The sequence below is a fragment of the Thalassotalea coralli genome, assembly GCF_055786205.1.
On the sequence record NZ_JBVVBK010000002.1, the window covers coordinates 155,996 to 181,881 of the forward strand.

18 protein-coding genes and 8 tRNA genes are annotated in these 25,886 nt (G+C 39.0%); 25 read left to right on the forward strand and 1 reads right to left on the reverse strand.

Translation table 11 applies throughout. The annotated features are described in order from the left end of the window. Nucleotides 1–157 precede the first annotated feature (157 nt). The 18 genes from ACOB80_RS06045 (at nucleotide 158) to ACOB80_RS06130 (ending at nucleotide 12,556) form a co-directional block, all read left to right on the forward strand. Nucleotides 158–415 carry a RepB family protein gene (locus ACOB80_RS06045; protein ID WP_502321922.1) on the forward strand — a complete coding sequence of 86 codons (258 nt, stop codon included), beginning with the start codon at nucleotides 158–160 and terminating at the stop codon, nucleotides 413–415. 101 nt (nucleotides 416–516) lie between these two features. Next, entirely contained in the window at nucleotides 517–1,161 is a 645-nt protein-coding gene (gene uvrY, locus ACOB80_RS06050) for a UvrY/SirA/GacA family response regulator transcription factor (RefSeq protein ID WP_473164927.1), read from the forward strand. A gap of 6 nt (nucleotides 1,162–1,167) precedes the next feature. Continuing rightward, on the forward strand, nucleotides 1,168–3,006 hold the full coding sequence (gene uvrC, locus ACOB80_RS06055) for an excinuclease ABC subunit UvrC (protein WP_473164928.1): 1,839 nt from the start codon (nucleotides 1,168–1,170) through the stop codon (nucleotides 3,004–3,006). Nucleotides 3,007–3,091: 85 nt separating this feature from the next. Beyond that, nucleotides 3,092–3,670 (forward strand): CDP-diacylglycerol--glycerol-3-phosphate 3-phosphatidyltransferase, encoded by a 579-nt coding sequence (gene pgsA, locus ACOB80_RS06060; RefSeq protein WP_473164929.1) that lies wholly within the window; start codon nucleotides 3,092–3,094, stop codon nucleotides 3,668–3,670. 153 nt (nucleotides 3,671–3,823) lie between these two features. Next, nucleotides 3,824–3,899 (forward strand) — tRNA-Gly (locus ACOB80_RS06065). 46 nt (nucleotides 3,900–3,945) lie between these two features. After that, nucleotides 3,946–4,019: transfer RNA gene (locus tag ACOB80_RS06070), tRNA-Cys, on the forward strand. Between the two features lie 4 nt (nucleotides 4,020–4,023). Beyond that, nucleotides 4,024–4,110, forward strand: a tRNA-Leu gene (locus tag ACOB80_RS06075). A gap of 66 nt (nucleotides 4,111–4,176) precedes the next feature. Continuing rightward, nucleotides 4,177–4,252, forward strand: a tRNA-Gly gene (locus ACOB80_RS06080). A gap of 57 nt (nucleotides 4,253–4,309) precedes the next feature. Then, a tRNA-Gly gene (locus ACOB80_RS06085) sits at nucleotides 4,310–4,385 on the forward strand. Nucleotides 4,386–4,444: 59 nt separating this feature from the next. Further along, nucleotides 4,445–4,531: transfer RNA gene (locus tag ACOB80_RS06090), tRNA-Leu, on the forward strand. Between the two features lie 35 nt (nucleotides 4,532–4,566). Continuing rightward, nucleotides 4,567–4,642 (forward strand) — tRNA-Gly (locus tag ACOB80_RS06095). Nucleotides 4,643–4,756: 114 nt separating this feature from the next. Next, a tRNA-Leu gene (locus ACOB80_RS06100) sits at nucleotides 4,757–4,843 on the forward strand. Nucleotides 4,844–5,010: 167 nt separating this feature from the next. Further along, nucleotides 5,011–7,122 carry a carbohydrate binding domain-containing protein gene (locus ACOB80_RS06105; RefSeq protein ID WP_473164930.1) on the forward strand — a complete coding sequence of 704 codons (2,112 nt, stop codon included), beginning with the start codon at nucleotides 5,011–5,013 and terminating at the stop codon, nucleotides 7,120–7,122. 236 nt (nucleotides 7,123–7,358) lie between these two features. Next, on the forward strand, nucleotides 7,359–8,078 hold the full coding sequence (locus ACOB80_RS06110; RefSeq protein ID WP_473164931.1) for a Yip1 family protein: 720 nt from the start codon (nucleotides 7,359–7,361) through the stop codon (nucleotides 8,076–8,078). Between the two features lie 31 nt (nucleotides 8,079–8,109). After that, nucleotides 8,110–9,288: an efflux RND transporter periplasmic adaptor subunit gene (locus tag ACOB80_RS06115; RefSeq protein ID WP_473164932.1), complete on the forward strand. Its 1,179-nt coding sequence runs from the start codon at nucleotides 8,110–8,112 to the stop codon at nucleotides 9,286–9,288. Nucleotides 9,289–9,290: 2 nt separating this feature from the next. Further along, complete coding sequence (locus tag ACOB80_RS06120; RefSeq protein WP_473164933.1) at nucleotides 9,291–10,013, forward strand: ABC transporter ATP-binding protein; 723 nt, start codon at nucleotides 9,291–9,293, stop codon at nucleotides 10,011–10,013. Then, entirely contained in the window at nucleotides 10,006–11,244 is a 1,239-nt protein-coding gene (locus ACOB80_RS06125; RefSeq protein WP_473164934.1) for an ABC transporter permease, read from the forward strand. Before ACOB80_RS06120 ends, ACOB80_RS06125 begins: the two co-directional genes overlap by 8 nt. A gap of 124 nt (nucleotides 11,245–11,368) precedes the next feature. Further along, nucleotides 11,369–12,556, forward strand: a complete 1,188-nt coding sequence (locus ACOB80_RS06130) for an isocitrate/isopropylmalate family dehydrogenase (RefSeq protein WP_473164935.1) — start codon at nucleotides 11,369–11,371, stop codon at nucleotides 12,554–12,556. Between the two features lie 70 nt (nucleotides 12,557–12,626). On the opposite strand, the gene cspD is transcribed toward ACOB80_RS06130, so the two are convergent. Then, nucleotides 12,627–12,851, reverse strand: coding sequence for a cold shock domain-containing protein CspD (cspD, locus tag ACOB80_RS06135; protein ID WP_473164936.1), 225 nt, complete (start codon nucleotides 12,849–12,851; stop codon nucleotides 12,627–12,629). A 210-nt stretch (nucleotides 12,852–13,061) separates the two neighbouring features. On the opposite strand from cspD, the gene clpS reads away from it, so the two are divergent. The 7 genes from clpS (at nucleotide 13,062) to ACOB80_RS06170 (ending at nucleotide 25,853) form a co-directional block, all read left to right on the forward strand. Then, nucleotides 13,062–13,382 carry an ATP-dependent Clp protease adapter ClpS gene (clpS, locus tag ACOB80_RS06140; protein WP_473164937.1) on the forward strand — a complete coding sequence of 107 codons (321 nt, stop codon included), beginning with the start codon at nucleotides 13,062–13,064 and terminating at the stop codon, nucleotides 13,380–13,382. Nucleotides 13,383–13,411: 29 nt separating this feature from the next. Next, nucleotides 13,412–15,670, forward strand: a complete 2,259-nt coding sequence (gene clpA / locus ACOB80_RS06145; protein WP_473164938.1) for an ATP-dependent Clp protease ATP-binding subunit ClpA — start codon at nucleotides 13,412–13,414, stop codon at nucleotides 15,668–15,670. A gap of 233 nt (nucleotides 15,671–15,903) precedes the next feature. Continuing rightward, entirely contained in the window at nucleotides 15,904–16,230 is a 327-nt protein-coding gene (locus ACOB80_RS06150) for a magnetosome magnetite crystal formation protein family (protein WP_473164939.1), read from the forward strand. 144 nt (nucleotides 16,231–16,374) lie between these two features. Beyond that, nucleotides 16,375–19,743 (forward strand): exodeoxyribonuclease V subunit gamma, encoded by a 3,369-nt coding sequence (gene recC, locus ACOB80_RS06155; protein WP_473164940.1) that lies wholly within the window; start codon nucleotides 16,375–16,377, stop codon nucleotides 19,741–19,743. Beyond that, nucleotides 19,740–23,396, forward strand: a complete 3,657-nt coding sequence (gene recB / locus ACOB80_RS06160; RefSeq protein ID WP_473164941.1) for an exodeoxyribonuclease V subunit beta — start codon at nucleotides 19,740–19,742, stop codon at nucleotides 23,394–23,396. Before recC ends, recB begins: the two co-directional genes overlap by 4 nt. Beyond that, nucleotides 23,383–25,314, forward strand: a complete 1,932-nt coding sequence (recD, locus tag ACOB80_RS06165; RefSeq protein WP_473164942.1) for an exodeoxyribonuclease V subunit alpha — start codon at nucleotides 23,383–23,385, stop codon at nucleotides 25,312–25,314. Before recB ends, recD begins: the two co-directional genes overlap by 14 nt. Further along, nucleotides 25,314–25,853, forward strand: coding sequence for a DUF3087 family protein (locus tag ACOB80_RS06170; protein ID WP_473164943.1), 540 nt, complete (start codon nucleotides 25,314–25,316; stop codon nucleotides 25,851–25,853). Before recD ends, ACOB80_RS06170 begins: the two co-directional genes overlap by 1 nt. Nucleotides 25,854–25,886: the final 33 nt, after the last annotated feature.

The following is a 25,886-nucleotide window of genomic DNA, read 5'->3' on the forward strand; positions in this document are numbered from 1 at the left end:
AGCTAAATTTGCAAAGGCGCTACTTTAGCGAACACTTGTACACTAAACAACTCTGAACAGTTAATTTTCATAAAATAATTGTCTTTTAAAGGAAATATAGCTACCATTTTGGTTACGCATAACCTTAGTTTGATTTCTTCAAGAGTGAAGTATGTCTTTGAAAGAAAATAAAAAAAAGCCAATGACTAACGCTGAAAAGCAAAAAGCGTATCGAGAAAGGCAAAAATTAAAAGGAAAGCAAGAAGTTCGCGGTTATATGACACCAGAAGCACTGGAATGCTATAAGCTTATCTCCGAACAAACAAGTTGGAACGATAGTGTTATATTAAGTAATGCTGTACGTTTAACTTATGCAGCCTATAAAAATGGCCAAATTGCACTATTAAACAGTTGGCTGAAAAAAAATAACCTGTAACCACAAATTACATTGTGTTACTGGATAAATGGCTATATTCTTATGGGACTGTGATATGCATTTTGATGCACTTTTCCCGCGTGTTTTTAAGGTAGTTTCCGTTGATTAATGTATTGTTAGTAGATGACCATGAACTTGTCCGTACAGGTATTCGTAAAATACTTGATGAGGTTAAAGGTTTAAAAGTTGTCGGTGAATGTCAAACTGGTGAAGAAGCTGTTACGTTTTGTCGTAAGCAGGAGCCAGACGTTGTCTTAATGGACATGAACATGCCAGGAATAGGCGGACTAGAAGCGACCAAGAAAATTATTCGATACGCTCCTGATGTCAAAATTATAGTGTTAACTGTTTACTGTGAAGACCCAATTCCTACAAAAGTAATGCAGATAGGCGCAGCAGGCTATTTGACTAAAGGTGCAGGGCCAGATGAAATGGTTAACGCCATTAGAGCGGTTAATAGTGGACAACGTTATTTAACGCCAGAGATTGCGCAACAGATGGCGTTAAATCAATTAAAGTCGCCAGAAGATAACCCAATGAATATCTTGTCGGAGCGAGAATTGCAGATAATGCTTATGATCACGCGAGGCGAGAAAGTACCAGATATTTCAGAACAATTAATGTTGAGTACGAAAACGATAAATAGTTATCGATACCGCATGTTTGAAAAGCTAAACGTGAGTAATGATGTAGAGCTAACTCATTTGGCAATTCGTCATGGAATGTTAAAAACCGAAAAATTGTAAATTCCCTTGTCTGAACAATCTCTTCAATTCGATGCCAAAGCCTTTTTGGCATCGGTCACTGACCAAGCTGGCGTATACAGAATGTATGATGACCAGCAAAACGTTATCTACGTTGGCAAAGCAAAGCATTTAAAGAAACGACTTTCTAGCTATTTTAGAAAAGATGTAGGTAGTAATAAAACTAGAGCTTTAGTGCAGCAGATTTGTGCGATAGACGTCACTGTTACTCATACGGAAGGTGAGGCATTAATCCTTGAAAACAACTATATAAAAAAGTACCTGCCTAAATACAACATATTATTGAGGGACGATAAGTCTTATCCTTATTTATTGATTACCGATCATAAACATCCAAAATTAGGATTGCACCGAGGCGGAAAAAAGGTAAAAGGTGAGTATTTTGGGCCTTACCCGAGTGCCGGAGCCGTGTGGGATAGTCTTCGTTTAATGCAGAAACTTTTCCCTATTCGTCAATGTGAAGATAGCTATTATAGAGCGAGGAGTCGCCCCTGCTTACAGCATCAACTAGGGCGATGTTCAGCACCCTGTGTAGACAGGATTTCGCAAGAAGATTACAACCAACAAGTAGCTTTAGCGAAATTGTTTCTTCGTGGAAAGAGTTCGTCAGTAATAGAGCAGCTTGTAGAAAAGATGGAGCAAGCAAGTTTAGCTTTAGAGTTTGAACGAGCAGCACAGTATCGTGACCAAATCTCGACCTTAAGAAAAGTTCAGCAACAGCAGCATGTCAGTGGCGTCGCTGCTGAAATGGATGTAATAGGTTTTTATCAGAAAAAATCACAAGCTTGTATTCATCTACTTTTTGTAAGAGACCACAAGGTGTTAGGCAGTAAAAGTTTTTTCCCTACAATTCCTGCAGAAACGACGCAAGAAGAAGTTATACAAGCATTTATCAATCAACACTATTTTAGTGATGATATTCATTCCGGAAAAACACCAAAAGAAATTGTTATTCCATGTGAACTTGCGGAAGCGAACGAATTAGAGTCTCTTTTTAAAGATCAGGTGGGGTTTGATGTAAAAATTTCCACTAACGTGAGATCTGAGCGAAGCCAATACCTTAAACTTGCTAACACGAATGCAGAAAATGCCCTTGAAACTAGAAATAGTCACAAAGAGTCGATAAGAAGTAGGTTTGCAGCACTAAATGAAGTGTTTGAATTAGAAAATGGCATTAATCGAATAGAGTGCTTTGACATTAGCCATACAATGGGTCAACAAACGATAGCATCTAATGTTGTCTTTAACCAAGAAGGCCCATTAAAAAGTGATTATCGCCGTTACAACGTTAAAGGTATTACACCTGGCGATGATTATGCAGCAATGGCCTTTGCGTTAAATAAACGCTATGGCAAGGTTACAGATAGCACCAATATGCCAGATATAGTCTTTATCGATGGTGGAAAAGGGCAGTTAGCAAGAGCCGAAGAGTTCTTTTCAAATTTGTCTTTAGAGAATACGCCTTTATTAGTAGGGGTTGCAAAAGGTGAATCTAGAAAGCCTGGATTAGAAACGCTTATATTGGCAGGATCTCATCAGTTAATATCTTTACCAGCGACATCACCTGCGTTGCATTTAGTGCAGCATATAAGAGATGAGTCCCATCGATTTGCTATTGCAGGGCATAGAGCAAAAAGACAAAAAGTCAGTAAAAAATCTCCATTAGAGTCAATTCCTGGTATTGGCGCCAAAAAACGCCAAGCATTGCTGAAGTATTTAGGTGGAATGCAGGAAGTGTTGGCTGCAGACAAATCGACCTTGGCTAAAGTGCCAGGGATTAGTGATGTTTTAGCAACAACGATTTATGACGCTTTGCATGACAATTAAAATCAAGTGTGTACAATGGTATGTAAACGCTTATATCGAAACTAATAAGTTCGATAAATCGATATAAAAACGAGCCTTGAAGTATATGTGGACAATACCCAATCAAATTACTATTTTTCGTATTCTGTTAATACCTATCTTCATTTTAGTTTTCTATTTACCAATATCATGGAATCATTTCGGTGCATTTGCCGTGTTTTGGATAGCATCTGTTAGTGACGCGTTAGATGGTTATCTAGCACGTAAGTTAAATCAATCCTCAGCGTTTGGTGCTTTTATAGACCCTGTGGCTGATAAACTAATGGTTGCAGCTGCACTAATTATGATTGCAGCAGATTTTCAAACTTGGTATATCGTAATACCTGCTATTATTATGATCTCGCGAGAGATATTTATCAGTGCTTTACGTGAATTTATGTCTTCACGCGGTAAAAGGGATACAGTAGCGGTATCCACCTTGGGAAAATACAAAACCGCAGCACAGATGTTAGGGATTATGGGGCTTATTTGGCAGCCTGCTTATGATATCCCACTTATTTTATTTTATTTTCCTCATGAGATTTTAATGTTTGCGGCCTATGGATTTTATTATATCGCGACAGTTTTAACTGTTTGGACTATGGTTGTTTACTTTAAAGCGGCTTGGCCAGAGCTTACAAAATAGCCATAAGGCTGTTGAAATTGTTAAATATATAACAAAATGTAGTCAGATTAGTCGGAAAATAACCACTTGAAATAAATTTGAAATTAAAGTGTTGACTCCCAATAATTTCAATGTAGAATGCACCACCAGTTGACACAGAGTCAACTAAACAAAGCGGCTGTAGCTCAGTTGGTAGAGCATCACGTTGCCAACGTGAATGTCACGAGTTCGAGTCTCGTTAGCCGCTCCAACTTCTTTTGAAGTTATAATTTGACTACCCACGTGGTTGATGAAACGGCGGGTTGGCAGAGTGGCTATGCAGCGGATTGCAAATCCGTGGACCTCGGTTCGACTCCGGGACCCGCCTCCACTTTGCCCGGGTGGTGGAATTGGTAGACACAAGGGATTTAAAATCCCTCGCTGGTAACAGCGTGCCGGTTCAAGTCCGGCCCCGGGTACCATTTCATCAACAATGAAGTAGTTGAATTAGTAAATAGGTTAAGCTAGAATGCGCGACCTGAAAATAAGCGGCTGTAGCTCAGTTGGTAGAGCATCACGTTGCCAACGTGAATGTCACGAGTTCGAGTCTCGTTAGCCGCTCCAAATTTTCAACCTTAGCTTAGGGTTAATTAAGTACCTCACTTAGGTTTTAAGTATTAAGCGGCTGTAGCTCAGTTGGTAGAGCATCACGTTGCCAACGTGAATGTCACGAGTTCGAGTCTCGTTAGCCGCTCCAATTTTTTCTAGTAAGTAGAAAATACGTAACTCACCAATTGTTACGATAATACCCTCGATGCCCGGGTGGTGGAATTGGTAGACACAAGGGATTTAAAATCCCTCGCTGGTAACAGCGTGCCGGTTCAAGTCCGGCCCCGGGTACCATTTCTTACTAAGAAGAAATACGATTCATATTCTATGCGGCTGTAGCTCAGTTGGTAGAGCATCACGTTGCCAACGTGAATGTCACGAGTTCGAGTCTCGTTAGCCGCTCCAATTTCTTATAAAAACCTAACTTAACTAAGTAGGAATTTATAGTTATTGACGATTAGTCCGCAGGACTAACAAAAGTAGGGTACCAATCCTTACTAAAAAAATACTTACCCAAATGCCCGGGTGGTGGAATTGGTAGACACAAGGGATTTAAAATCCCTCGCTGGTAACAGCGTGCCGGTTCAAGTCCGGCCCCGGGTACCATTTCATTTATGTCGTCAAAAAATCTTTAAATTGCGTTCTTAAACTAGCCAGATTTATACTGCATCGGTTTCGGCTCTATTTCTTCGTTAAAAATATGTAAACTTTTTGGTTTATGCTGTGCTATTTTACTTTGGTGTATTTTTTACACTAAAACAATGGAGCAGTAGATGAGAATAAAAACAATAACATCGTTACTATGTTTAGTATCGCCTTTAACTATCGCCAATAACCTAATTGTTAATAGCACCATAAGTGGAACTCAAGACTGGTACATGAAAAGAGGGGAAATATACTCTAGTACTATGTCTAGGTCAGACGACAGCAGTGGTTCATTTTATTTAGAAAGAACAACGACACAAGGTGTTCACGATTGGGTAGTAACAAAAACTTTTCCTATAGAATCAACAGATCATTATTATGTGGAGTTATTTGCTAAATCTAATGTAGATCCAAGCGTGGAAGTTGTTTTTCATGTAACGTTTAGGGATGCAAACGGGCAATGGGTTTCAAACTCTTCTCCATACATGAATTTATTAGGGTCGAGTGAATGGGAAAAGTTATCTGGTGAAATTAATCCGCCAGATACCGCTAAATACGCTCAAGTTTATGTGTTTTTGAAAAATAGAAATCATGATTTGAATAGTGGCGCTTGGATAGATGATATTGTATTGACTAAGCAGAATAATATCACGCCTACTTATCCTCACCGTGAAAGAGTTAACGCAGATAATTTTCTTATCAATAGTAACCTTAATACGACAACTGGTTGGTACAGTAAGCGTCAAGAGATGTATCAACCGAACATTTCAAGAACAAATGATGGCTCCGGCGCATATAAGTTGACTAACCCGTTATCGCAAGGCTCTCACGACTGGGTGGTTAGTAGAACTTACATTGTAGAGCCTAACGAGTTGTATAGTTTCTCTGCGTATATGAAAAGTGAAGCTCAAGTTCCTGGTGTAGCGGGAATGCATGTTACTTTTCGAGATGAGAATGTTCAATTTTTAGAGAATTCTCAAACCGCTTTGCAGTCTAATTCTCAAGTAAATATATGGGAAGAAGTTACTTCTCAAATAAATGTTCCAGAAGGCGCTAAATATGCGCAAGTCTATTTTTATCTAAACCACTCAGAAAACCCTGAAGAAGATGCGATTTTAGTTGATGACTTTTACATGGCTAAAGGCGTTAGCTATGAAAATGCGCCTTCAGATAAAAAATCTTTTCTAGGTGAGCATACCCAGATCGATGCCTTAGGAAATGTTAGAGTTAAGGACGAAAATGGTGAATATCAACCATTTTTCCCATTGTGTATCTTTGCAGATAATAATCGATCTGATTGGTCTGTTTATTCCACCCAAGGCTTTAACTGTAACATGTGGGCTGGCTCCCATTTATATGTTCAAAAAGCAAAAGATGCGGTGTCGGCGTTTAACCCTAATGGCATGATGTCGGGATTTCAAATAGCTAACTTTATTGAACCAACTCACCATAATTACAATGACACAGAGTTGCTTGGGCAAAGAATAGATGAAATTAATGCAGCTGGCTTAAATACATCACTTCTTTTTTATTATTGGGATAACGAAAACGCCGGTGTTAGAGAGTGGACGGTTCCACATGCTGTCAGCAATACTATAAGACAAAAAGATTCAGGTCATCCTATTTATATGCTTCAAGGTAATGAGGGACTTACTCGAAAATATACTAATATGGTTGATGTAACTGGAGACTACGTTAACATTAAAATGAATCGAGACTTGTTAGGGTTTGACAATTTACATGCAACAGAAAATCAAACGCTACCAACTGTTATCGCTCAGATTAACTATGAAACGGGTGAAAAATTTAAGGCAAGACTATTTGGGGCTATTGCCCATGGAGCAAAGGGATTAGGTGTATGGCGCGACGATTATCTAGGTAATAGCGTACAAGCGGGTAATATTGAACACACGCATTGGTGGACTGATTTTCCTGATATTAGACGCGAAATCGACAATATGATGCCGCTAATACAGCAGCCACATTGGACGGAGTGGTCGATTAATTTATCAAATAAAAATATAGATTTTGGTACCAGAATGCTAGACGGTGTTGGTTATATTATTTTAACCAATGAATATGACCAAGATGCCGAAACGACGCTAGAACTTAACAATTTTCCATACAGTGCCGCACAAGCTGAGGACTATTTTACCAACGAAATTATTACTTCTATTGACAATAGTCAGCTTAGTTTAACCGTACCAAAATATGGTGTTAAGGTATTGAGAATTAAATAATAATATAGACTTCTCAAATTGATAAAACACGTTTAAAAGCGGAGCTTTCGAGCTTCGCTTTTTTGTTTTTATCGAACGAAAAGTTTTTTGAAATATTCTGTAATAAACCTTTAAAACGTCAGACTAGGTTGACCGTCAGTTTACACAATGTTAATAATTTATTTGACATAATATGTCACATTGTTATGCTGAAATAAGTTCCAATAAGGAAATTTACAAAAATAATCGAGGTAATAATGAAACAATCCGCTAATGCACTATCTGCGTCAATTGATGCGCTATTTGCTCCTTCTCAAGCTTTTGCAGCTGTCAAAGAGAATAAAGGCTGGTCTTGGGTACCATTTTTTATTGTAGTGGCGAGTACCATTGCAGCGTTTTTCTACTACTTCTCAGCAGTTGATATGCCTTGGTTACAAAATCAAATGCTTGAGCAAGCTGTAGCGGCAAATCCTGGGATGACAGATGATGAAATTGAAGTTGTAAAGCAAGCACAAAGTGAAGGAGTGATTAAATGGGGTACCATTATCGGTGCACCAATAACCTTTATTATCATGAACTTAGTGATGGCTGTTTATTACAACATTGCAAGTAAAATTGCTACTAAGAGCGATGTTGGTTTTACTCAATGGTATGGTTTTACTTGGTGGGTATCAATGCCAGCAGTCGTGTCGATGTTCGTTGCTTTCTTAGTGGTTATGTTTGCACCAGATGGCATGATCTCTATGAGCGATTTAAAGCCGACAACTATTAATAGTTTGGTGTTAGGTCTAGATATGTCTGACAAATGGTACGGCTTTGCAGAAGGCTTTGAGCTATTAGCATTTTGGAGCATTTTCGTTGCTACGTTTGGTTTAAAGAGCTGGTTGAATGTCGAAACTAAACAAGCCGCTATTATTGCCGCTTTACCTACTGTTATTATTTTCGGTGGTTGGGCTGCATACGTAGCAATGAGTTAATAAAAATCGTTAAGAATATAAAGGCATTATTATGAAAAAGCCCATTATTATTCTTATCGTCATTGCCAGCCTAGTTGGGCTGGCATACTTTAAGAAGACTGGTAAAACACAACAAACAGAAGTAAAAGTTGCAGAAGTTCAACTTGAAGATATCAAACGTTCTATCTTAGCGTCCGGTACTTTGGTTTACAAAGAGCAGGTTCAATTGCGTTCTGAAGTTATTGGGCAAGTAAGTGAAATGCTAATAGAAGAGGGCGATCCAGTTAAAAAAGACCAAGTCTTAATGCGATTAGATCCTAAATCTTTTAAAGCTGATGTTGAGCAACAGCAAGCGTTTGTGCGCATTCAATCTATAGCGATAGAGCGTCAAAAGAAGCAATTAGAAAATTTAAAGTCACAATGGCAACGTAAAAAAGATTTATTTGAACGTAAAATTCTTGACCAAGATGCATATGAACAAATAGACAATCAGTATGCTCTAGCTCAAATTGACTTAAGGTCAAGACAAGAGTCATTGGCTCAAGCTAAAGCAACCTTAGACAAAGCTGAAGAGCGATTATCTAAAACAGTGTTTAGATCGCCTATTGATGGTATAGCGACTTCAGTGGATATTAAAAAAGGTGAAACGGCTATAAGTGGTACAACCAATATTGCCGGTTCAAACCTAATCACACTCTCTGATCCTTCAGCTATTTTAATTGAAGTACAAGTTGATGAAGCGGATATTGCCAATGTTGAAATTGGTCAGCCAGCAGATATTTTTGCCGTAGCATTTCCTGACGACCCGTTAAAAGGAACTGTTCAAAACATTGCGACGACAGCTAAAAGAGCCGCAGGTAGACAAGGGCTTAGCTTTAAAGTGAAAATTTTACTTGATGACACTGGAGATATTCATGTTAGACCAGGAATGAGTTGTCGAGCGGAAATTTATACACAACATAAAGAAGCTGTTGTTGCAGTACCTAGCGAAGCCGTTGTATTTGCCGAAAAAGAAAAAGACGCCTCTGAAGAAGCTAAAGATCACGTCTTTGTTTTAGTTGATGGTAAAGCGATTAAAAAAGAAATTACTTTAGGTATTTCAAATGACCGCTTGCAAGAAATTACGAGTGGCATAAAAGAGGGCGACCGAGTTATTACGGGTCCTGCTCGAGCTTTAGATAAGATGAAACCAGATCAACTCGTAAAAGAACAAGCAGAAAAAGAGGCGTAAAAATGACAGCACAAGACACTGTTATTGAGCTTCGAGATATCGCTAAATGCTATCAAATGGCAGGTGAAGAATTCTACGCGTTAAATGAATTTAGCTTAGATGTATTCGCGAATGACTATTTGGCCATCATTGGTGCGTCAGGTTCAGGCAAATCAACGTTGATGAATATTCTTGGTTGCTTAGATTATCCAACTCGCGGTGAATACAATTTAAAAGGCAAGGATGTCGCTCATTTAAATGAATCGGCCCTTGCTAGCATTCGAAATTTAGAGATAGGTTTTATCTTTCAGAGTTTTAATTTATTACCACGAGCATCAGCTTTGCAAAACGTAATGCAGCCTCTTATTTATCGAGGATTGTCATTGTCGAAACGAAAAGAAAAAGCTGCACAAGCATTGTCTCGCGTTGGCTTAGGTGACCGCCTAGAGCACTTACCCAACCAGCTTTCTGGCGGTCAGCGCCAACGCGTTGCAATAGCAAGAGCACTAGTAACAGAGCCTGCTATTTTACTAGCCGATGAGCCCACGGGTAACTTGGATTCTTCTACAACGGAAGAAATTATGGGATTGTTTGATGAGTTATATAAAGATGGTCAAACCCTGATTATTGTAACTCACGAGCAAGACATTGCCGATAGATGCAAACGTGTTATTCGTTTAAAGGATGGTCGTTTAGTGTCTGATACACTAAATGCGTCAAATGAAAAGGAGGCTCGTTATGTCTAGTAGCTTTTCGTTTAAAGTAGTTGAAAGCTGCCGTTCCGCCTTTCACTCAGTTCGTGCCCATGGTTTTAGAAGTTTTCTAACGACCTTAGGTATTATTATCGGTGTCGCATCTGTCATTGCCGTAGTTTCAGTAGTGCAAGGGCTAAGCAGCAGTATTACTGCTCAGTTCGATGGTATGGGTACTAATGTCGTCAATATTAATTCTCACACGCCTTTAAAAGAAAGACTACAAGGTAAGTTTGCCAAACTTAGATATGACGATTTCTTAGAAATTAAGCACAAAGTACAGGGCATAAAGAATGCTACACCCACTGTAGCGGCAGTAGGTCCTAACGGTGTAGTCCAGTATAAGGGTGAAACCACAACAACTCGAGTTGTTGGCACAGGCTCTAGTTATCAAGCACTTTACGGCATTTATCCAGCACAAGGTCGATTTTTTAATGCCAGTGACGATAAAAGTAGACGTAGAGTTGCAGTGTTAGGTCAGTCTATTGTCGATAAACTAGAAATGAAAGGCGATGTGGTCGGACAATATGTCATGATAGGTGGCGAATGGTTCAAGATAATTGGCGTGTTAGAAAAGCTAGGTAAGATGTTTGGCTTTGACCAGGACGATTATGTACTGTTGCCTTACTCGACAACACAGGCTTTACTTGGTGGTGCAGAAGAGCCTGATATTAGTATTTCATTGCAGGTCGTAGACGCTGAAAATATTGACAAAGTGAAGCAACACATCACTAATATTTTGCGTCGTTCTCATAAGCTAGGTGAAAATGACAGTGATGACTTTAAAATAAGTACAGCGGAGCAAATGTTAGACACAGTCAACAAGTTAACGTCTAACACAACTATGGTACTTAGTGGCATTGTTGGCATTTCTTTACTTGTTGGTGGTATTGGTATTATGAATATCATGCTGGTATCGGTAACTGAAAGAACCAGAGAAATAGGTATACAAAAGGCATTAGGGGCGACACGTGTTGACATACTTCTTCAGTTCCTAATTGAAGCAATAGTGTTGTGTTTGATTGGTGGGCTTATTGGACTTGCGATAGGATATGGCGCAGGAGCCTTAGTGAGTAGCGCAATAGATTTACCTGATGCAGAAGTACCAATGTGGGCAGTTATTCTATCTTTTGGGTTTAGTGCAGGTGTAGGGCTGTTGTTTGGCATTATACCAGCGGCAAAAGCGGCAAATTTAGATCCTATTGATGCATTGCGATACGAATAATTCAAACATACGTTTGAATTATTCACTCCAGTGATAATCAGTATCACTAATTCTATATTAGAGAAATACTTAGGAGTCGTTTAGCTTAGTACGTACTGTCGTAGATAGTTACTAGGAGAGCTAAATGACTACCCATTCTCAGCCCAGTTCAGGTGAACAAATTTCTTTTAAAGATGGCACCCTCATTGTGCCTAACTTTCCAATCATTCCATTTATTCAAGGCGATGGCGTTGGTATTGATATCATGCCAGTTATGCGTTCTGTAGTAGACGCAGCGGTTGCTAAATCTTATGGTAAAGATAGAGGCATACAATGGCTTGAAGTTTTTGCCGGTTATAAAGCGACGGAAGTCTTTGGCAGTGAAACTTGGTTGCCAGACGAAACAATTACTGCACTTAATCAGTATAAGGTAGCGATAAAAGGACCATTAGATGCGCCTCATGGATTAGGTATGCAATCGTTGAGTATAAAGCTAAGGCAGGACTTAGAGCTTTACGAGGTTCGCCAACCTTTCATCGCTTTTTCGGGAATTCCGTCAGCTACATTGCACACAGATCAAACTCACATCACTGTTTTTAGTCATCAAAACAGCGATACCTTGTTAAATAGCCTGAATGCAAACCTCGAATTGATTGCTGAGAAGAGAGGCTTAAATGTTCAAGTGCTTAACGATGAATATCAAAAAAAAACCATTGAGAATGCGATAAAACAAGGCTTAAAAGAAAAGCGAAAGAGTATTACCCTAATTGAAGACGATTATAGTGATGTACGTTTAGGTAGTCGCTTAATGTCACTTGGCATAACGGTAGCAAGGGATAATTTCTCAGCTACACAAATAAGTAACAAGCAATGGCTGCAAGTCGAAGATGCAAGTGGGCATAGTTTGTTGATTAAAACCATCGGTATGAAAGCGATTATTCGCCAATTGATAGAAAATCCAGCTGAATATGATGTGTTAGTCGCTTCTCACGCTAATAGTAAACTCCTGTCGAGCCTATTAACGACTTTAGTTGGGGGAATAGGTTTTATCCCAGTTAGCTATCAAAATGAGAAGTTGGCTATCTTTGAGGCTTCTCATGGAACAGCTCAGCGATATGCAGGCTTAAATAAAGTTAACCCAAGTTCTGTTATTCTAGCAGGTGCGATGATGTTAGAGCATATTGGTTGGACAGAAGCGGCGAATAGAGTGAAAAAGGGCGTTCAAGGTGCAATTAATGCGAAAACACTTACTTATGACTTTGCAAAAACGGTAGACGAGGCAACATTAGTATCTTGCTCGGCCTTTGGGGATTGCATCATCGAAAATATGTAATTTTTTTCAAAGATTGATCCATAAAAAAACACAGCAAAAGCTGTGTTTTTTAACAGAATAATTAATTGTATTATTCTGCAGAGTCTTCGACGTCGGTAGGTGTGATGCTAGATGCATGGTGCCCTTTAGGCCCTGCATTTAGTTCATAATCAACGTCTTGTCCCGCTTTTAATGTACGGTAACCATCCATTTGAATGGTTGAATAATGTGCAAAGATATCTTCACCGCCGTCATCAGGTCGGATAAAGCCGAATCCTTTTGCATTATTAAACCACTTAACTTTACCGTGAGCCATACTTCAACTTCCTTCTAAAATCATCGGTAATTAGGTATGCTTCCCCAAAAACTTCTACACACGTTTACGTGACTAAAAATTAGTCACTGAGTAAATCGTAGATAATAAATATAATTAGTCAAGTAAATTTCACAACTAATTAACGATTAATTCATTGGAAAACGCAAAATTGATAAAGCAATTTTTGTCTTCACAGACTAATATAAGAATATGAGCAACTGGAAAGAAATTTTTGACAATCAAGAACTCCTCGAAGAGGAGACAATTGAACAAGTTCAAGTACCACCATTATATAACGTGGTACTTTTAAATGATGACTACACACCTATGGATTTTGTTGTAGAAGTATTAAGTAAGTTTTTCGGTATGAATCAGGAGCAAGCTACTGATGTAATGCTTGAAGTCCATTACAAAGGTAAAGGCCGATGTGGCACATATACTGCAGAAGTTGCAGAGACGAAAGTCAGTTTGGTATGTGATTTTGCTATGGAGCATGAACATCCGCTCCTATGTACGATGGAAAAAGCATGATTTTGATTGGTGTAGATGTGGAGTAGCCTATGTTGAATAAAGATTTAGAAATTTCCCTGAATATGGCCTTTCGTCAAGCGAAAGATTCTCGCCATGAATTCATGACAGTGGAACATCTGTTATTGGCTCTGCTAGACAACCCTTCTTCAATAGAAGCTTTAAAAGCATGTGGTGCTGATATGTCAAAGCTCAGAAAAGAGCTACTTGATTTCATTACTGAAACCACTCCTGTCATTCCGGAAGGTGAAGAAGACCGAGAAACACAGCCAACGTTAGGATTCCAACGTGTTTTGCAACGCGCTGTTTTTCATGTGCAGTCTTCGGGAAAAAATGAAGTCAATGGCTCAAATGTGTTGGTTGCTATTTTTAGTGAACAAGAATCTCAAGCAGCCTACTTTTTAAAGAAATCAGATATTAGTCGTTTAGATATCGTTAATTTTATTTCGCACGGCATTGCTAAGGTAGACATTCAACAACCAGGTCGACCTGGTGAAGAAGCGATTCAAGGAACTGAAGAAGAAACAAGGACAATTGAAAATTTTGCAACTAATCTGAACGAGCAGGCTAAGAACGGCAAGATTGATCCGCTTATTGGCAGAGATAGCGAACTTGAGCGAACACTTCAAGTACTTGGGCGCAGACGTAAAAATAACCCGCTATTTGTTGGTGAAGCCGGCGTTGGTAAAACAGCAATTGCCGAAGGGTTAGCAAATCTCATTGTTTCTGAAAAAGTGCCTGAGTTTATGGCAGACGCAACTATCTACTCTTTAGACATGGGCGCTTTGTTAGCTGGCACTAAATATAGAGGTGACTTTGAAAAACGTTTTAAGGCGTTACTAAAAGATTTAGAAGAAGAAGGCGATGCTATTCTGTTTGTTGACGAAATTCATACCATTATAGGAGCGGGTGCCGCTTCGGGTGGAATGATGGACGCGTCAAATTTAATTAAGCCATTACTTTCTTCTGGAAAGCTGCGTTGTGTAGGCTCTACTACATATCAAGAATATCAAAGTATTTTCGAAAAAGATCGTGCGTTAGCGCGCCGCTTCCAGAAAATCGATGTGGTTGAACCTAGTGTTGATGATACAACTAAGATTCTGCAAGGCCTTAAAGATAGATACGAAGAACACCATGGTATTCGTTACACTAACAAGGCATTACGTGCGGCGGCTCAGTTGTCAGCTAAATACATTAACGAACGATTTTTACCAGATAAAGCAATAGATGTTATTGACGAAGCCGGCGCAAAGCAGCAGTTAGTGGCAGCTTCTAAACGTAAAAAAGTGATTAACGACAATGATATTGAAACCATTGTTGCCAAAATGGCACGTATTCCAGAAAAATCAGTGTCATCGTCGGAAAAAGATAACCTGCAGACGTTAGACAGAAACCTTAAGTTAGTGGTGTTTGGTCAAGACCACGCTATTGACGAGCTTTCTTCTGTTATTCGTTTATCAAGAGCAGGATTACGCCAAGACGATAAGCCTGTTGGTTCTTTTTTATTCGCAGGCCCAACGGGTGTAGGTAAAACTGAAGTTACTCAGCAGCTAGCGAAAGTTTTAGGTGTAGAGCTACTTAGATACGACATGTCAGAATACATGGAGAAGCATGCAGTTAGCCGCTTAATTGGTGCGCCTCCTGGTTATGTCGGTTATGAACAGGGTGGTTTGTTAACTGATGCTGTTATTAAGCACCCGCATGCGGTGGTTTTGCTTGATGAAATAGAAAAAGCGCATCCAGATGTGTACAACATTCTATTACAAGTAATGGATCATGGTACTTTGACTGATAATAATGGTCGTAAAGCAGACTTTAGAAACATCACCTTGGTATTAACTACCAATGCAGGCGTTACGGAAACGACCAGACAGTCAATTGGCTTTAAACAACAAGATCATAGTTTTGATGCTATGGATGAGATAAATAAAGTGTTCTCACCTGAGTTTAGAAACCGTTTAGATAATATTGTTTGGTTTAACCACCTAACGGATGAAGTAATCTATCAAGTTGTAGACAAGTTCATCGTTGAGTTACAAGCACAACTAGATGATAAAGGCGTGTCACTAGAATTAACTAAAGATGCTAAAAAATGGCTCGCTCAGCATGGGTATGATAAAGCGATGGGAGCAAGACCTATGTCTCGCCTTATTCAGGAACAGCTGAAAAAACCACTTGCTAACGAACTGCTGTTCGGAGACCTAACGCAAGGTGGTGTTGCGAAAGTTGGCGTTAAAAAAGATAAGTTAGTGTTAACCTGTGAATCTAAAAAGGAATTGGTTGAACACTAAGTTTAAATAACTCTATTCATTGTCAAAAAGCACCACATTAGGTGCTTTTTTTATATCACAGTGATAATAAACGATCTATCTATAAGAAAAGGATCTAAATGTAAAAAATTGTAAATTACATAAACTTAGCGCAAGCAAAATAATGGATGGTTATTAATTGAACAATCGTCGTTTGCGATCAGATCCGTAAGTGACTATGTTTAAGTTAGGAATGCAGTATTTAGGAGAGTGGAATGTCTTATCCAGTGAAAAGTCATTTGAATTACGATCTTGTTAAGATCGTCTCAGTTCTTGCATATCTAACCGTCGTTGGTTGGTTAATCGCCATGTTAGTCTACGGAAACCATAGATCATCTGTTGCTCGCTTTCATCTGCGCGATAGCTTAGGCCTTATCCTTACTGGTGCTTTATTGATGTTAATCCCCCTTGTTGGCTGGTTATTAGCGAGCGTTTTAATGATTGTTTGGTGTATTGGACTAATACACGCAATTCAAGGCCGCAAAGCTGAACTTCCTGTTATCGGCCGCTTTTACCAAGAGCACTTAGACTTTATTCGATAAATGATTAACCTAACATAAATATTGGGCGCAATTGTTTTGCGCCTTTTTTGTTGTTTAATTGCCCATTCAAATGGTTAGCACTGGTGAAATTTACAAGGTTATGTTTAAATTTCAACATAATAAAATGTTCGGCAAAAGCTTAGTTTGATCTATTTATATCCTGCTAACAAGATGGAAAACTTGGTAGCGCTAGCGACTCGCATTCATCAATTATCTCCTCTACCGGTTTTTGCCAAAGAAGCCTTCGTTGTTCAAAATCAAGGCATGCAACATTGGTTGAATATGTCTTTAGCGGAAGAGTTGGGTGTTTCCTTCAATATAGACTATACATTACCGGCACAATTTCTTTGGAAGATACTAAGGACAATAAGTGCTGGTGGTGAGCAATTGGAACAAGATCCGTTTTCACGAGAAGCACTTAGTTGGCGTATACACAGTCTTTTAAAACAAGATAGAATAACTAGCGATCCTATTTTTAATCAGGTAACTGATTACTGGCAGCAAAGCCAAGAGTCACAACAAGCCTTAAAACGATTCCAATTGGCAAAACAATTAGCAGATTTGTTTGAGCAATATTTGGTGTTCAGGCCTGACTGGATCCATGATTGGCATTCAAAGGATAACGCATTTGTTGGTGAGTTTAGTGGACAAAGCGCAGATGTTGCCAAGTGGCAAATGAGACTGTGGCAGTATTTAGTAGAAGACCAATCGTACGATCCTCAGCGCTTAATTGAAAACGCGGTATCGCAGTTACCTCAGTTTAAACATGTCTTACCGAAGAGAATTAGTTTTTTTGGCATTAATTCTTTAGCACCAATGTGGCTTAATTTTATTCATGAACTTAGTGAATATACCCAAGTACATTTTTTCCATTTAAATCCTTGTGCAGATTATTGGGGAGATATTCAAACAGAAAAGCAGGCAATGGCGCAATTATCAAAATGGTCTGCAGGTGACGACGATGAAATAGGCCATATAGGAAACCCTTTATTAGCTAATCTAGGCCAACAAGGTCGTGAGTTTTTATCGTTACTTCAGCAATATAGCACGATAGACATTGAAGCTTTTAGTGAAGACTTCTTTTCAAAGAACGATGAACTCTCTACATTAGGCAATATACAGCAAGATATATTGCACCTAGCAGATCGCCGACTAGAGCCTATTGAAACGAAAGATGATTCTATCGTTATTACTAGTGCTCACTCGGCGCTACGTGAAATTCAAGGATTACACGACTGGTTATTGCATCAGTTTAATCAGGATGGCGAATTAACCCCTAAAGACGTGCTGGTAATGTGTCCTCAGGTGGAAGATTATGCGCCTTATATTAATTCGGTGTTTATTCGTGGCTGGCAGGGCTTAGATAGCAACATTCCTCCTTTGCCATGTTCGATATCAGACAGAATTAGTAAAGATGCTGATCCGTTGGTAAACGCGTTTAGTGAACTTTTGTCTTTGCCAGACAGCCGATTCGAAGTGTCTAAAATAATAGGTTGGTTACAAATCCCCTTAGTTCAAAACAAATTTTCTTTTGATGTAAATGATCTAAGTAAAATTACTCTTTGGTTAGAAAGAGCAGCCGTGCATTGGGGTTTAAACAGCGATCATAAAAATCAGTTGCTTGCATCAAAAGAACAAACTGCGCTCTTTACATGGCAACATGGATTTGAGCGGTTAATGCGTGGTTTTGCGTATGGCGAACACCAAGTATTTTATCAAGAAGCATTGCTTTTACCAGATGTAGAAGGGAGCGACGCTGAGACACTCGGCAAATTAATGTTATTTATTGAGCAGTTACAGTGGCACAGCGTAGAGTTACAACAGCAAAGGTCTGCGCAAGGCTGGCATCAGTTTCTGAACGACATGGTCACTACTTTCTATGATGTTGAACAAGGTGATGTCACCACTATTACTAACGGTATCGAACAACTCGTTGAATTTACCGAGCACGCAAAGTACGACGAACAAATAGAATTAGAAGTGGTTCGAGATTTCCTTTTACATCACTTTAGCCAGCCTGAGCCAGGACGACAATTCATGATAGGACAGGTGACATTTTGTTCTATGTTACCGATGAGAAGTATTCCTTTTAAAATTATTGCTATCTTAGGTTTAAATGATGGCGACTACCCAAGAACTCGTCTAGCCTTTAACTTTGATTTAATGTCGGCAAGCCCAGCCCGAATCGGTGATCGTTCAAGGCGAGGAGATGACAGGTATTTATTCCTCGAAGCAATTCTTTCGGCTCGAAAGCACCTATATTTGAGCTATCTAGGTAAAAATATACGCAATAACAAAGATAAGCAGCCTTCCGTTGTTTTGAATGAATTATTAGAGTATTTACATTTAGGCTATGGTTGGCGCTGTTTTGGTAATGAAAGTCGTGATGTTCGACAGTTACCTATGCAGGCGTTTAGTCGACAAAATTACTCAACTGATTTAGCCAGTTTCGATACTAAATGGTTGGCGTTGTCCAACCTTTACATAAATGAGACGGAAAATATAAAAACAGTGACAGAGTTAGTCAACTCGGAAGTGGTACCTGTTGAAAAACTTGATTCTCGTGGTGAAACTACTGTACAAGATACCCCTAGAGAAGTTGAACTAGACTTGGCTACTCTAGTGTCGTTCTTTCAACATCCTAGTAGAGCATTTGGCAGAAATACGCTGTCGCTTCATTTAAATGCGCGAGAACACACACTCATTGATAGCGAGCCTTTCGCATCTGATATGGGTGATGTGTACTTCTTTAAAGAGCAATTGATCCAGTCATATATAACGGCAGACGACACGCCACTAGAAGATGTAGAGCAAATATTAAAAAGGGATGCTCTTTATGGTGGAAGTTTCCCCGTGCTACCTAATACTGAGCTTGTTTTAGATAAACTCGTTAAAGACAGCCGCGTTTTTTATGACTATATGCTTGAGCAAGGTTTATCGCTTAAAAGTATTAGCAGTAACACCAACATTCATCAGATTAAAGTTTCAACAGCTCAAAGTAAGCTCATTCAATGTAAGTGTTTTATATCGGTTCAACAAACAGACTCAGGTCTAGTACATTATAGAAGTACGCGACCCAAAGCGCGCGATTTCTTAACCATGTATTTGCAAATGTTGTCCTACCAGCTAGCTAACAGTAACATAAACTCGTTTGACTCTTGCCATGGCTTTTTCTTTGATAGCAAGAAACAACAAGTGGTGCATTACAGGTTAGGGAAAATTCCTGAACCCGATAAGGCGTTGGAAAAACTCGTTGCAACTTATTTCCAAGGTCAAGAGGAGCCATTACTCTTGAATGCAGACTTTGCCCTTAAAATTCAATCGGCAAAGAAATTTGATGAAGTTGATTGGCAAAAACATTGGCATGATTGTCAATTTGATTACTCGGTAGGAAATGATCCATATCTCCATTATTTCTGGCCGGAGTGTCCGGAATTCGAAGAAAGCAAACAATTGTTCGCTGATATGTACCAAGATATATTCAGCCTGTTTGAAGAGGTTACCGTATCGTGAATAATACCGATTCAAAACCAGCACAACCCTTAAATGTCAATACCATGCCGTTACACGGCGTTCATCTGATTGAAGCAAGCGCAGGTACGGGAAAGACCTTTAATATTACGCGTATATACTTAAGGTTATTGCTCGAGAAAAAGTTGACGGTAGATCAAATTCTCGTGATGACATTCACCAAAGATGCAACAGAAGAAATACGCGGGCGAATTGATGAGTTCCTTAGAACATCATTAAACAACTGGAGTGAATTGGTCATTTCAGATCCTTATTTTGAAGCCTTGTCAGCAAATGTACCTGAAGAAGAAGCCAAACTGTTGATCAGAAAAGCTTTGTTATTTATTGATGAGGCGTCAATTTTTACAATTCATGGTTTTTGCCAGCAAGTGCTGAGTCAACACGCTTTTGCTAGTGGTATTGCTTTTAATGCAACTTTAGAAGGTGAGCAGAGCGAACTATTATTGCAATCTTCACGGGATTGGTACCGCAAATTGGCAAAAAATTCGGTAGAAGCCTTCAATTCGATAGTTGAATTTTGGCCAACACCTGAAGTATTTAATCGCCAGTTTTATCGAGCGTTTTCCCATCAAGGAACATTGCATGTTGATTTGCCAAACAGTATTTCCGATCAGTTTAAACAGTTAGCTGCAAGTGCCAGAGCGCAATTAGACCAGGATAGATCGTTTTTATTTTCGCTATTAGTAGAAAACAAAAAAGGTGACGAAAAAGAAAAGCGTATTCAAGAATTTGAACAATTAACACTATGGTTGCAAGACATCTCAGAATCGTCAGTAGAACAGTTAACTGAACTGCACGCTAAATCAATGCCAGATAAATTCTTAGATGGTAAAAGATATTCAAGATCAAAAGAAAAAGACGCTATTAACGAATCATTTGCGCATGCAAAGAAAGTCAAAGATGAATTAAAGTATCTTGCAACAAAAATTGCGAAAGCTAGTGCCTTAGCTGTGGCTAAACAGGGCATTGAATTTATAGCAGCTGATACGGAAGATAAGAAAAGTAAACTGAATTCACTTAGTTTCGACGATCTTATCGTTAAGTTAAGTCATTGCTTGCAAGGCGAAGACAGTAATGAAGAGAGCAAGTCGCTGCTTAAACACTTGTTGCGAGAACAGTTTCCATTTGCGTTAATCGATGAGTTCCAAGATACAGATCAACATCAGTACGCTATCGTCAAAGCCTTATATGGTAAAGAACAACAAGAAGAAATGATAACCCGTCAAATTGGGTTAGTGATGATTGGTGACCCTAAGCAAGCAATTTATGGTTTTCGAGGTGGTGATATCTTTACCTATCTTCAAGCTCGTCAATCCGCTGAACATTTATGGGTAATGGACACAAACTGGCGCTCTAGTGCGAGTATGATCCAAGGGTATAACCGATTATTTTACGGTAATGATTTAACCCAAGAATCAACAAATGTATTTGGTTATGGGATTGACTATTTGCCTGTAAATCCGTCGCCCAAAGCACTAGCACAAGTAACTGAAGAGCCATACGCGCCGGCAATATCGTTAGTGCACTTTCCAACAGAAGAGAAAAAGTTAACACAATCATTTCGTGGAGAAATGGCGAAGTGGTGTGCCCATGAAATTATCTCTTTATTTCAAAGGGGCGAGGCTCAGTCGCAAGATATCGCACTTCTTGTTAGAGACGGTGTGGAAGCAGCTGAATTAAAGGCCGCATTGTTAATGGCGGGTCTAGATTCTGTCTATCTGAGTGATAGAACAAATTTATGGCATAGCGATCAGACTCAAGAATTAATCTCTGTGTTAAATGGTGTATTGTTTTTAGAAGACGATCGAAAATTTAACGCAAGCTTAGCGACTAGTCTAATGGGGTATTCTGCGAATGAGCTTTTCGACATCCAGCAAAATGACCTTCAATGGCAAGATAAAAAGCAAGCGTTTGCCGATTTACGTGCTGATTGGCATCGTAAAGGCTTTATTTCAATGGCCTTAAAATTATTACATGAACACTTTGATTTTGCTCATGATACATTTGAACGAAGCCTAACTAATCTATTGCACCTGTTTGAATTGCTGCAAGCGAAAAGCCAAAAGCTACTAAATCCACAAGAACTTGTTCATTGGTTTGAAAGCCAAGCTACGGCAGACTTTCCTGAGCAAGAAACGGAAACACGACTCGCTAGCGAAGAAAACTTAATCAAAATAATTACTCAGCATGGCTCGAAAGGCTTGGAATACCCAATTGTATTTGTTCCATTTGCCACTCGGTATAAAAACCCACTTCGATTTGGAAGTCGAAGTTTAGATTTATATGATTACCACAACGAGAGTGGCCAGCATATTATAAGTTTGTCAGGTAATATTGAAGCACTCTCTGGCGTTGAAAAAGAAGCACATGCTGAATCTATTAGGTTATTTTACGTTGCTATTACTCGAGCCGAGCAAAAGTGTTACTTATTAGTGGCACCTTTTGACAATTTTCATTTGTCACCAATGGGCCTAACGTTTAAATGGCAGAAAGATACAGATATTGGTTCATCTTTATCAGCGTTAGTATCTGAGCAAGCAAATGACTTTTCTTTAGAAACCGTAACCGAGATAGTATCGCCAGAGCGCACACAAATTGGGGAAAATAAGCTACAAGAAATAAGTGCTGCTGCATTTAACGGTAAAATAGAAAGAGATTGGTGGCTTAGCTCTTTTACCTCTTTGAGTCGTAACCTCATAAACAATGGCCGTATGTCTCGTGAAAGTGAAATTGACGATACACACTCAACGGCGTTAACTCATTTGATCTCGAGCGATGCACCTCAGCACATTCGCTATGTTATAGAAAAGGGCGCACGCACCGGTAATTTTCTGCATGATATATTCGAAAATGTCAGGTTTAAAAACCCAGATTGGCATTCAGCTAGCTTGTGGCCTTTAAAACGTTTTGGTGAACTACCAAGTCATTACTCATTTGATGATTTAGTGGCGTGGTTAAACTCTGTATTGTCAGCGAGTTTAATGACTAAGGCAAACCAAGAGATGTTAAATGAAACGGACTTATCGCTTAGTATTATTGAAGACGAACAGTGTTTAAAAGAAGTTGAGTTTTATTTTCCTATCCATGAAGTAGATACTAGTCAGTTGTCTAAAGTGCTTCTGTCTCATCGACAACGAGTAACGTCCAATAATTTGCAGCCTTATGGCTCAGTGTTACCTAGCTTTCCTAGTTTAGGTAAACTAAAAGGCATGATGCACGGTTATATAGATTTAGTGTTTGAGTATAATGGTAAATTCTATGTTGCCGATTACAAATCGAATTTCTTGGGCGATAGCGCCCTTTATTACCAGCATGAATATCTCGTGAAAGATGTTCAGTCTCACCATTACGATTTGCAATATTTAATCTATAGTTTAGCGCTTCATCGATACTTAAAAAACGTCATCCCTAATTACAATATTAAGGAGCATTTTGGCGGCGTGTTTTACTTATACCTTCGAGGAATGGGCAGTGAAAGTGAATATGAGTCTGGCGTATATTTCAGTGACATTGAGGAAAGTGAACTAGTGCAACTAGACGAACTGTTTGCTAATGCGAACCAACCAGAGCCGCTATTAACTAACACAGCTCATACAGAGAACATAAAAGGAGGCGTTAATCATGACGGCTCTTGAAAGTAGCACATTGAAAACTCCATCAATAACTCAATCAACAAAGATCGATAAAGCCTTGCCTTATCGTTATTTTCGACATGCTAGCCTACAACTAAACGATATCGCCCCCGTCGATTTCTTTCTAGCGAAAGAGTTAATTCATGTTTTTGTTGAAAGCGATAAAGAACTTGACGGACATCAAATTGAACAAGCTTTTCATGTTGTTATGAAGCTCAGTGAGTTTCTCAGACAAGGGCATAGTTGTGTACCCTTATCGCAAATAGCGAATAAGACGCTATGGGGAAATGTCGACAGTCAGGGTATCGTAACTCACCAAGGTTTTACTTTTGATAAGCTGACGCAATTGGATTCACTATTTGCTGGTAGCAAGCTAACAGAAGGAGATTCAAAGCCACTTGTCTTTAACGAGAACAAGTTATATTTGAGGCGCTACTTTTGTTTTGAGCAAGAAGTGAATTGCTATATAAAGTACACGTTAGAAGCTATGGCTGAAAAAGACCTCGAGCCAACGCAAATAACAAAAATAACCGATATTATCGACAGTCTGTTTCCTCCATCAAATGACGTACAATCACCTGACTGGCAAAAGGTTGCTGTAGCAAATGCGCTAAACAAGAATTTTAGTATTATCGCTGGTGGTCCCGGTACAGGTAAAACTTACACTGTGACTAAGTTGCTGGCAGCATTAGTGATGTTAGATGATCAAAAGCCACTCAATATCGTATTAACAGCGCCTACAGGTAAAGCTGCACAACGATTATCGGAGTCAATTCTTGCCGCAAAAAATGGTTTTAAAGGGCTTGTTTCAAAAGAAGTGCTAGATGCTATACCTGTTGAGGCCAAAACACTCCATCGTTTACTTGGTGTTATTCCAAATAGTCCTAAATTCAAGCATCATGGCGATAATCAATTAGCTTTAGATGTTTTATTAATTGATGAAGTCTCTATGGTTGATTTGCCTATGATGGCAAGGCTTTTAGATGCTTTACCACCTAAGACAAAACTTATCTTGTTAGGTGATGCGCAACAGCTTCCGTCGGTAGCAGCAGGTTCTATTTTAGCTGACTTAACACCGTTTACTGACGCGCTATATAGCGCAAACAATCGAAAATTTCTTAATACAGTCACAAAAGAAAAGTTACCTGCGTCGAAAAAGAACTTCGCAGATCACGTTACATTCCTAACGTTTAGTCGTCGATTTTCTGGCGAAGGTGGTATCGGAAAATTGGCGAGGCTTATTATTGATGGTGAGGCAAATGTCAGCTGGCAATTATTACAGCAAGCTTCTGAAGACAAAAGTGAACTAGAGTACCGTCTACCTGCAGATTATGAACGTGTACTTCAACAAGCTAGCCAGCGTTATAAAGCGGTAACAGAAGCAGCTAATGTAGTTGAAGCATTTGAACGATTATCTGAATACCGTATTTTAGTTGCCATGCGTAAGGGGGCTTTTGGTGTAGAAACCATTAATATGATTGTTGAACAGCATATTACCCATACTACACAACTTAGAGCACAGTCTTATTATCAAGGCAAACCGATAATGATCACCACGAATGACTATCAATTAGGGTTATACAATGGTGATATCGGCATAATCTGGCCAAATGAACAGGGCCAACTTTATGCTTACTTTGAAGCTGAGCATGGCGAATTTAAAGCGTTTATGCCAAGCCGTTTACCTTCACATGAAACCGTGTATGCAATGACTATTCACAAAACTCAGGGGAGTGAATTTAGCCACGTAGAGCTGTTATTACCACAGGGGGGCTCTAACCAGATGTTAACGAGAGAGCTTGTTTATACCGGAGTTACTAGGGCAAAGAAAAACCTTTCTATTATGTCTGAAAAAAGCCAATGGATTCAGGCGGTAGAAAGTAAAGTTGAAAGATTTTCAGGAATTAAGGTTGTAAATTAATGAAATTGTTAAAAATAGATAAAAGTACATATCGACAAAGACTAAAAGCAATCATCATCGCATTTATAGCAACTTTTGCTTTGTTGTCAGTTTTACTGGGCAGTTTGTTTATTAGTTGGTTTGGTGTGCCAATAGACGCTAATCAAGTAGGGGAGTCTGCACCGAGTAATTTTAGATTTAACCTGGCTGGCGTTATTGTCGCTTTGTTCATATGTGGTGGTGTATTACATCGATTAAGAGAGCATGAGCTTTTTAATGAAGTTTACTACGTGTGGCAGGTAAAACAGACCCAAAACCTTATTTACCGTAAGCTAGCAAAAGTAAAAACAGCTGCTTTCGATAATAATGACCCCGATGCTTTATTGATCTTAGATTATTATTATGCGAGCTTAGTTCAAGTATACGAGCTTGACGATAATACCCTAACCATGTCCACAGTTAATAACGACTATCAAAAAGTAAAAGATGCGATTGATAACTGCAATTTATCGACAAGAGAAGAAAAGGTATTCGAAAAACAAAGTTTAGAACGCTTTTAAACAACACAGCTAATGAAATTATTCAGGAGTTTC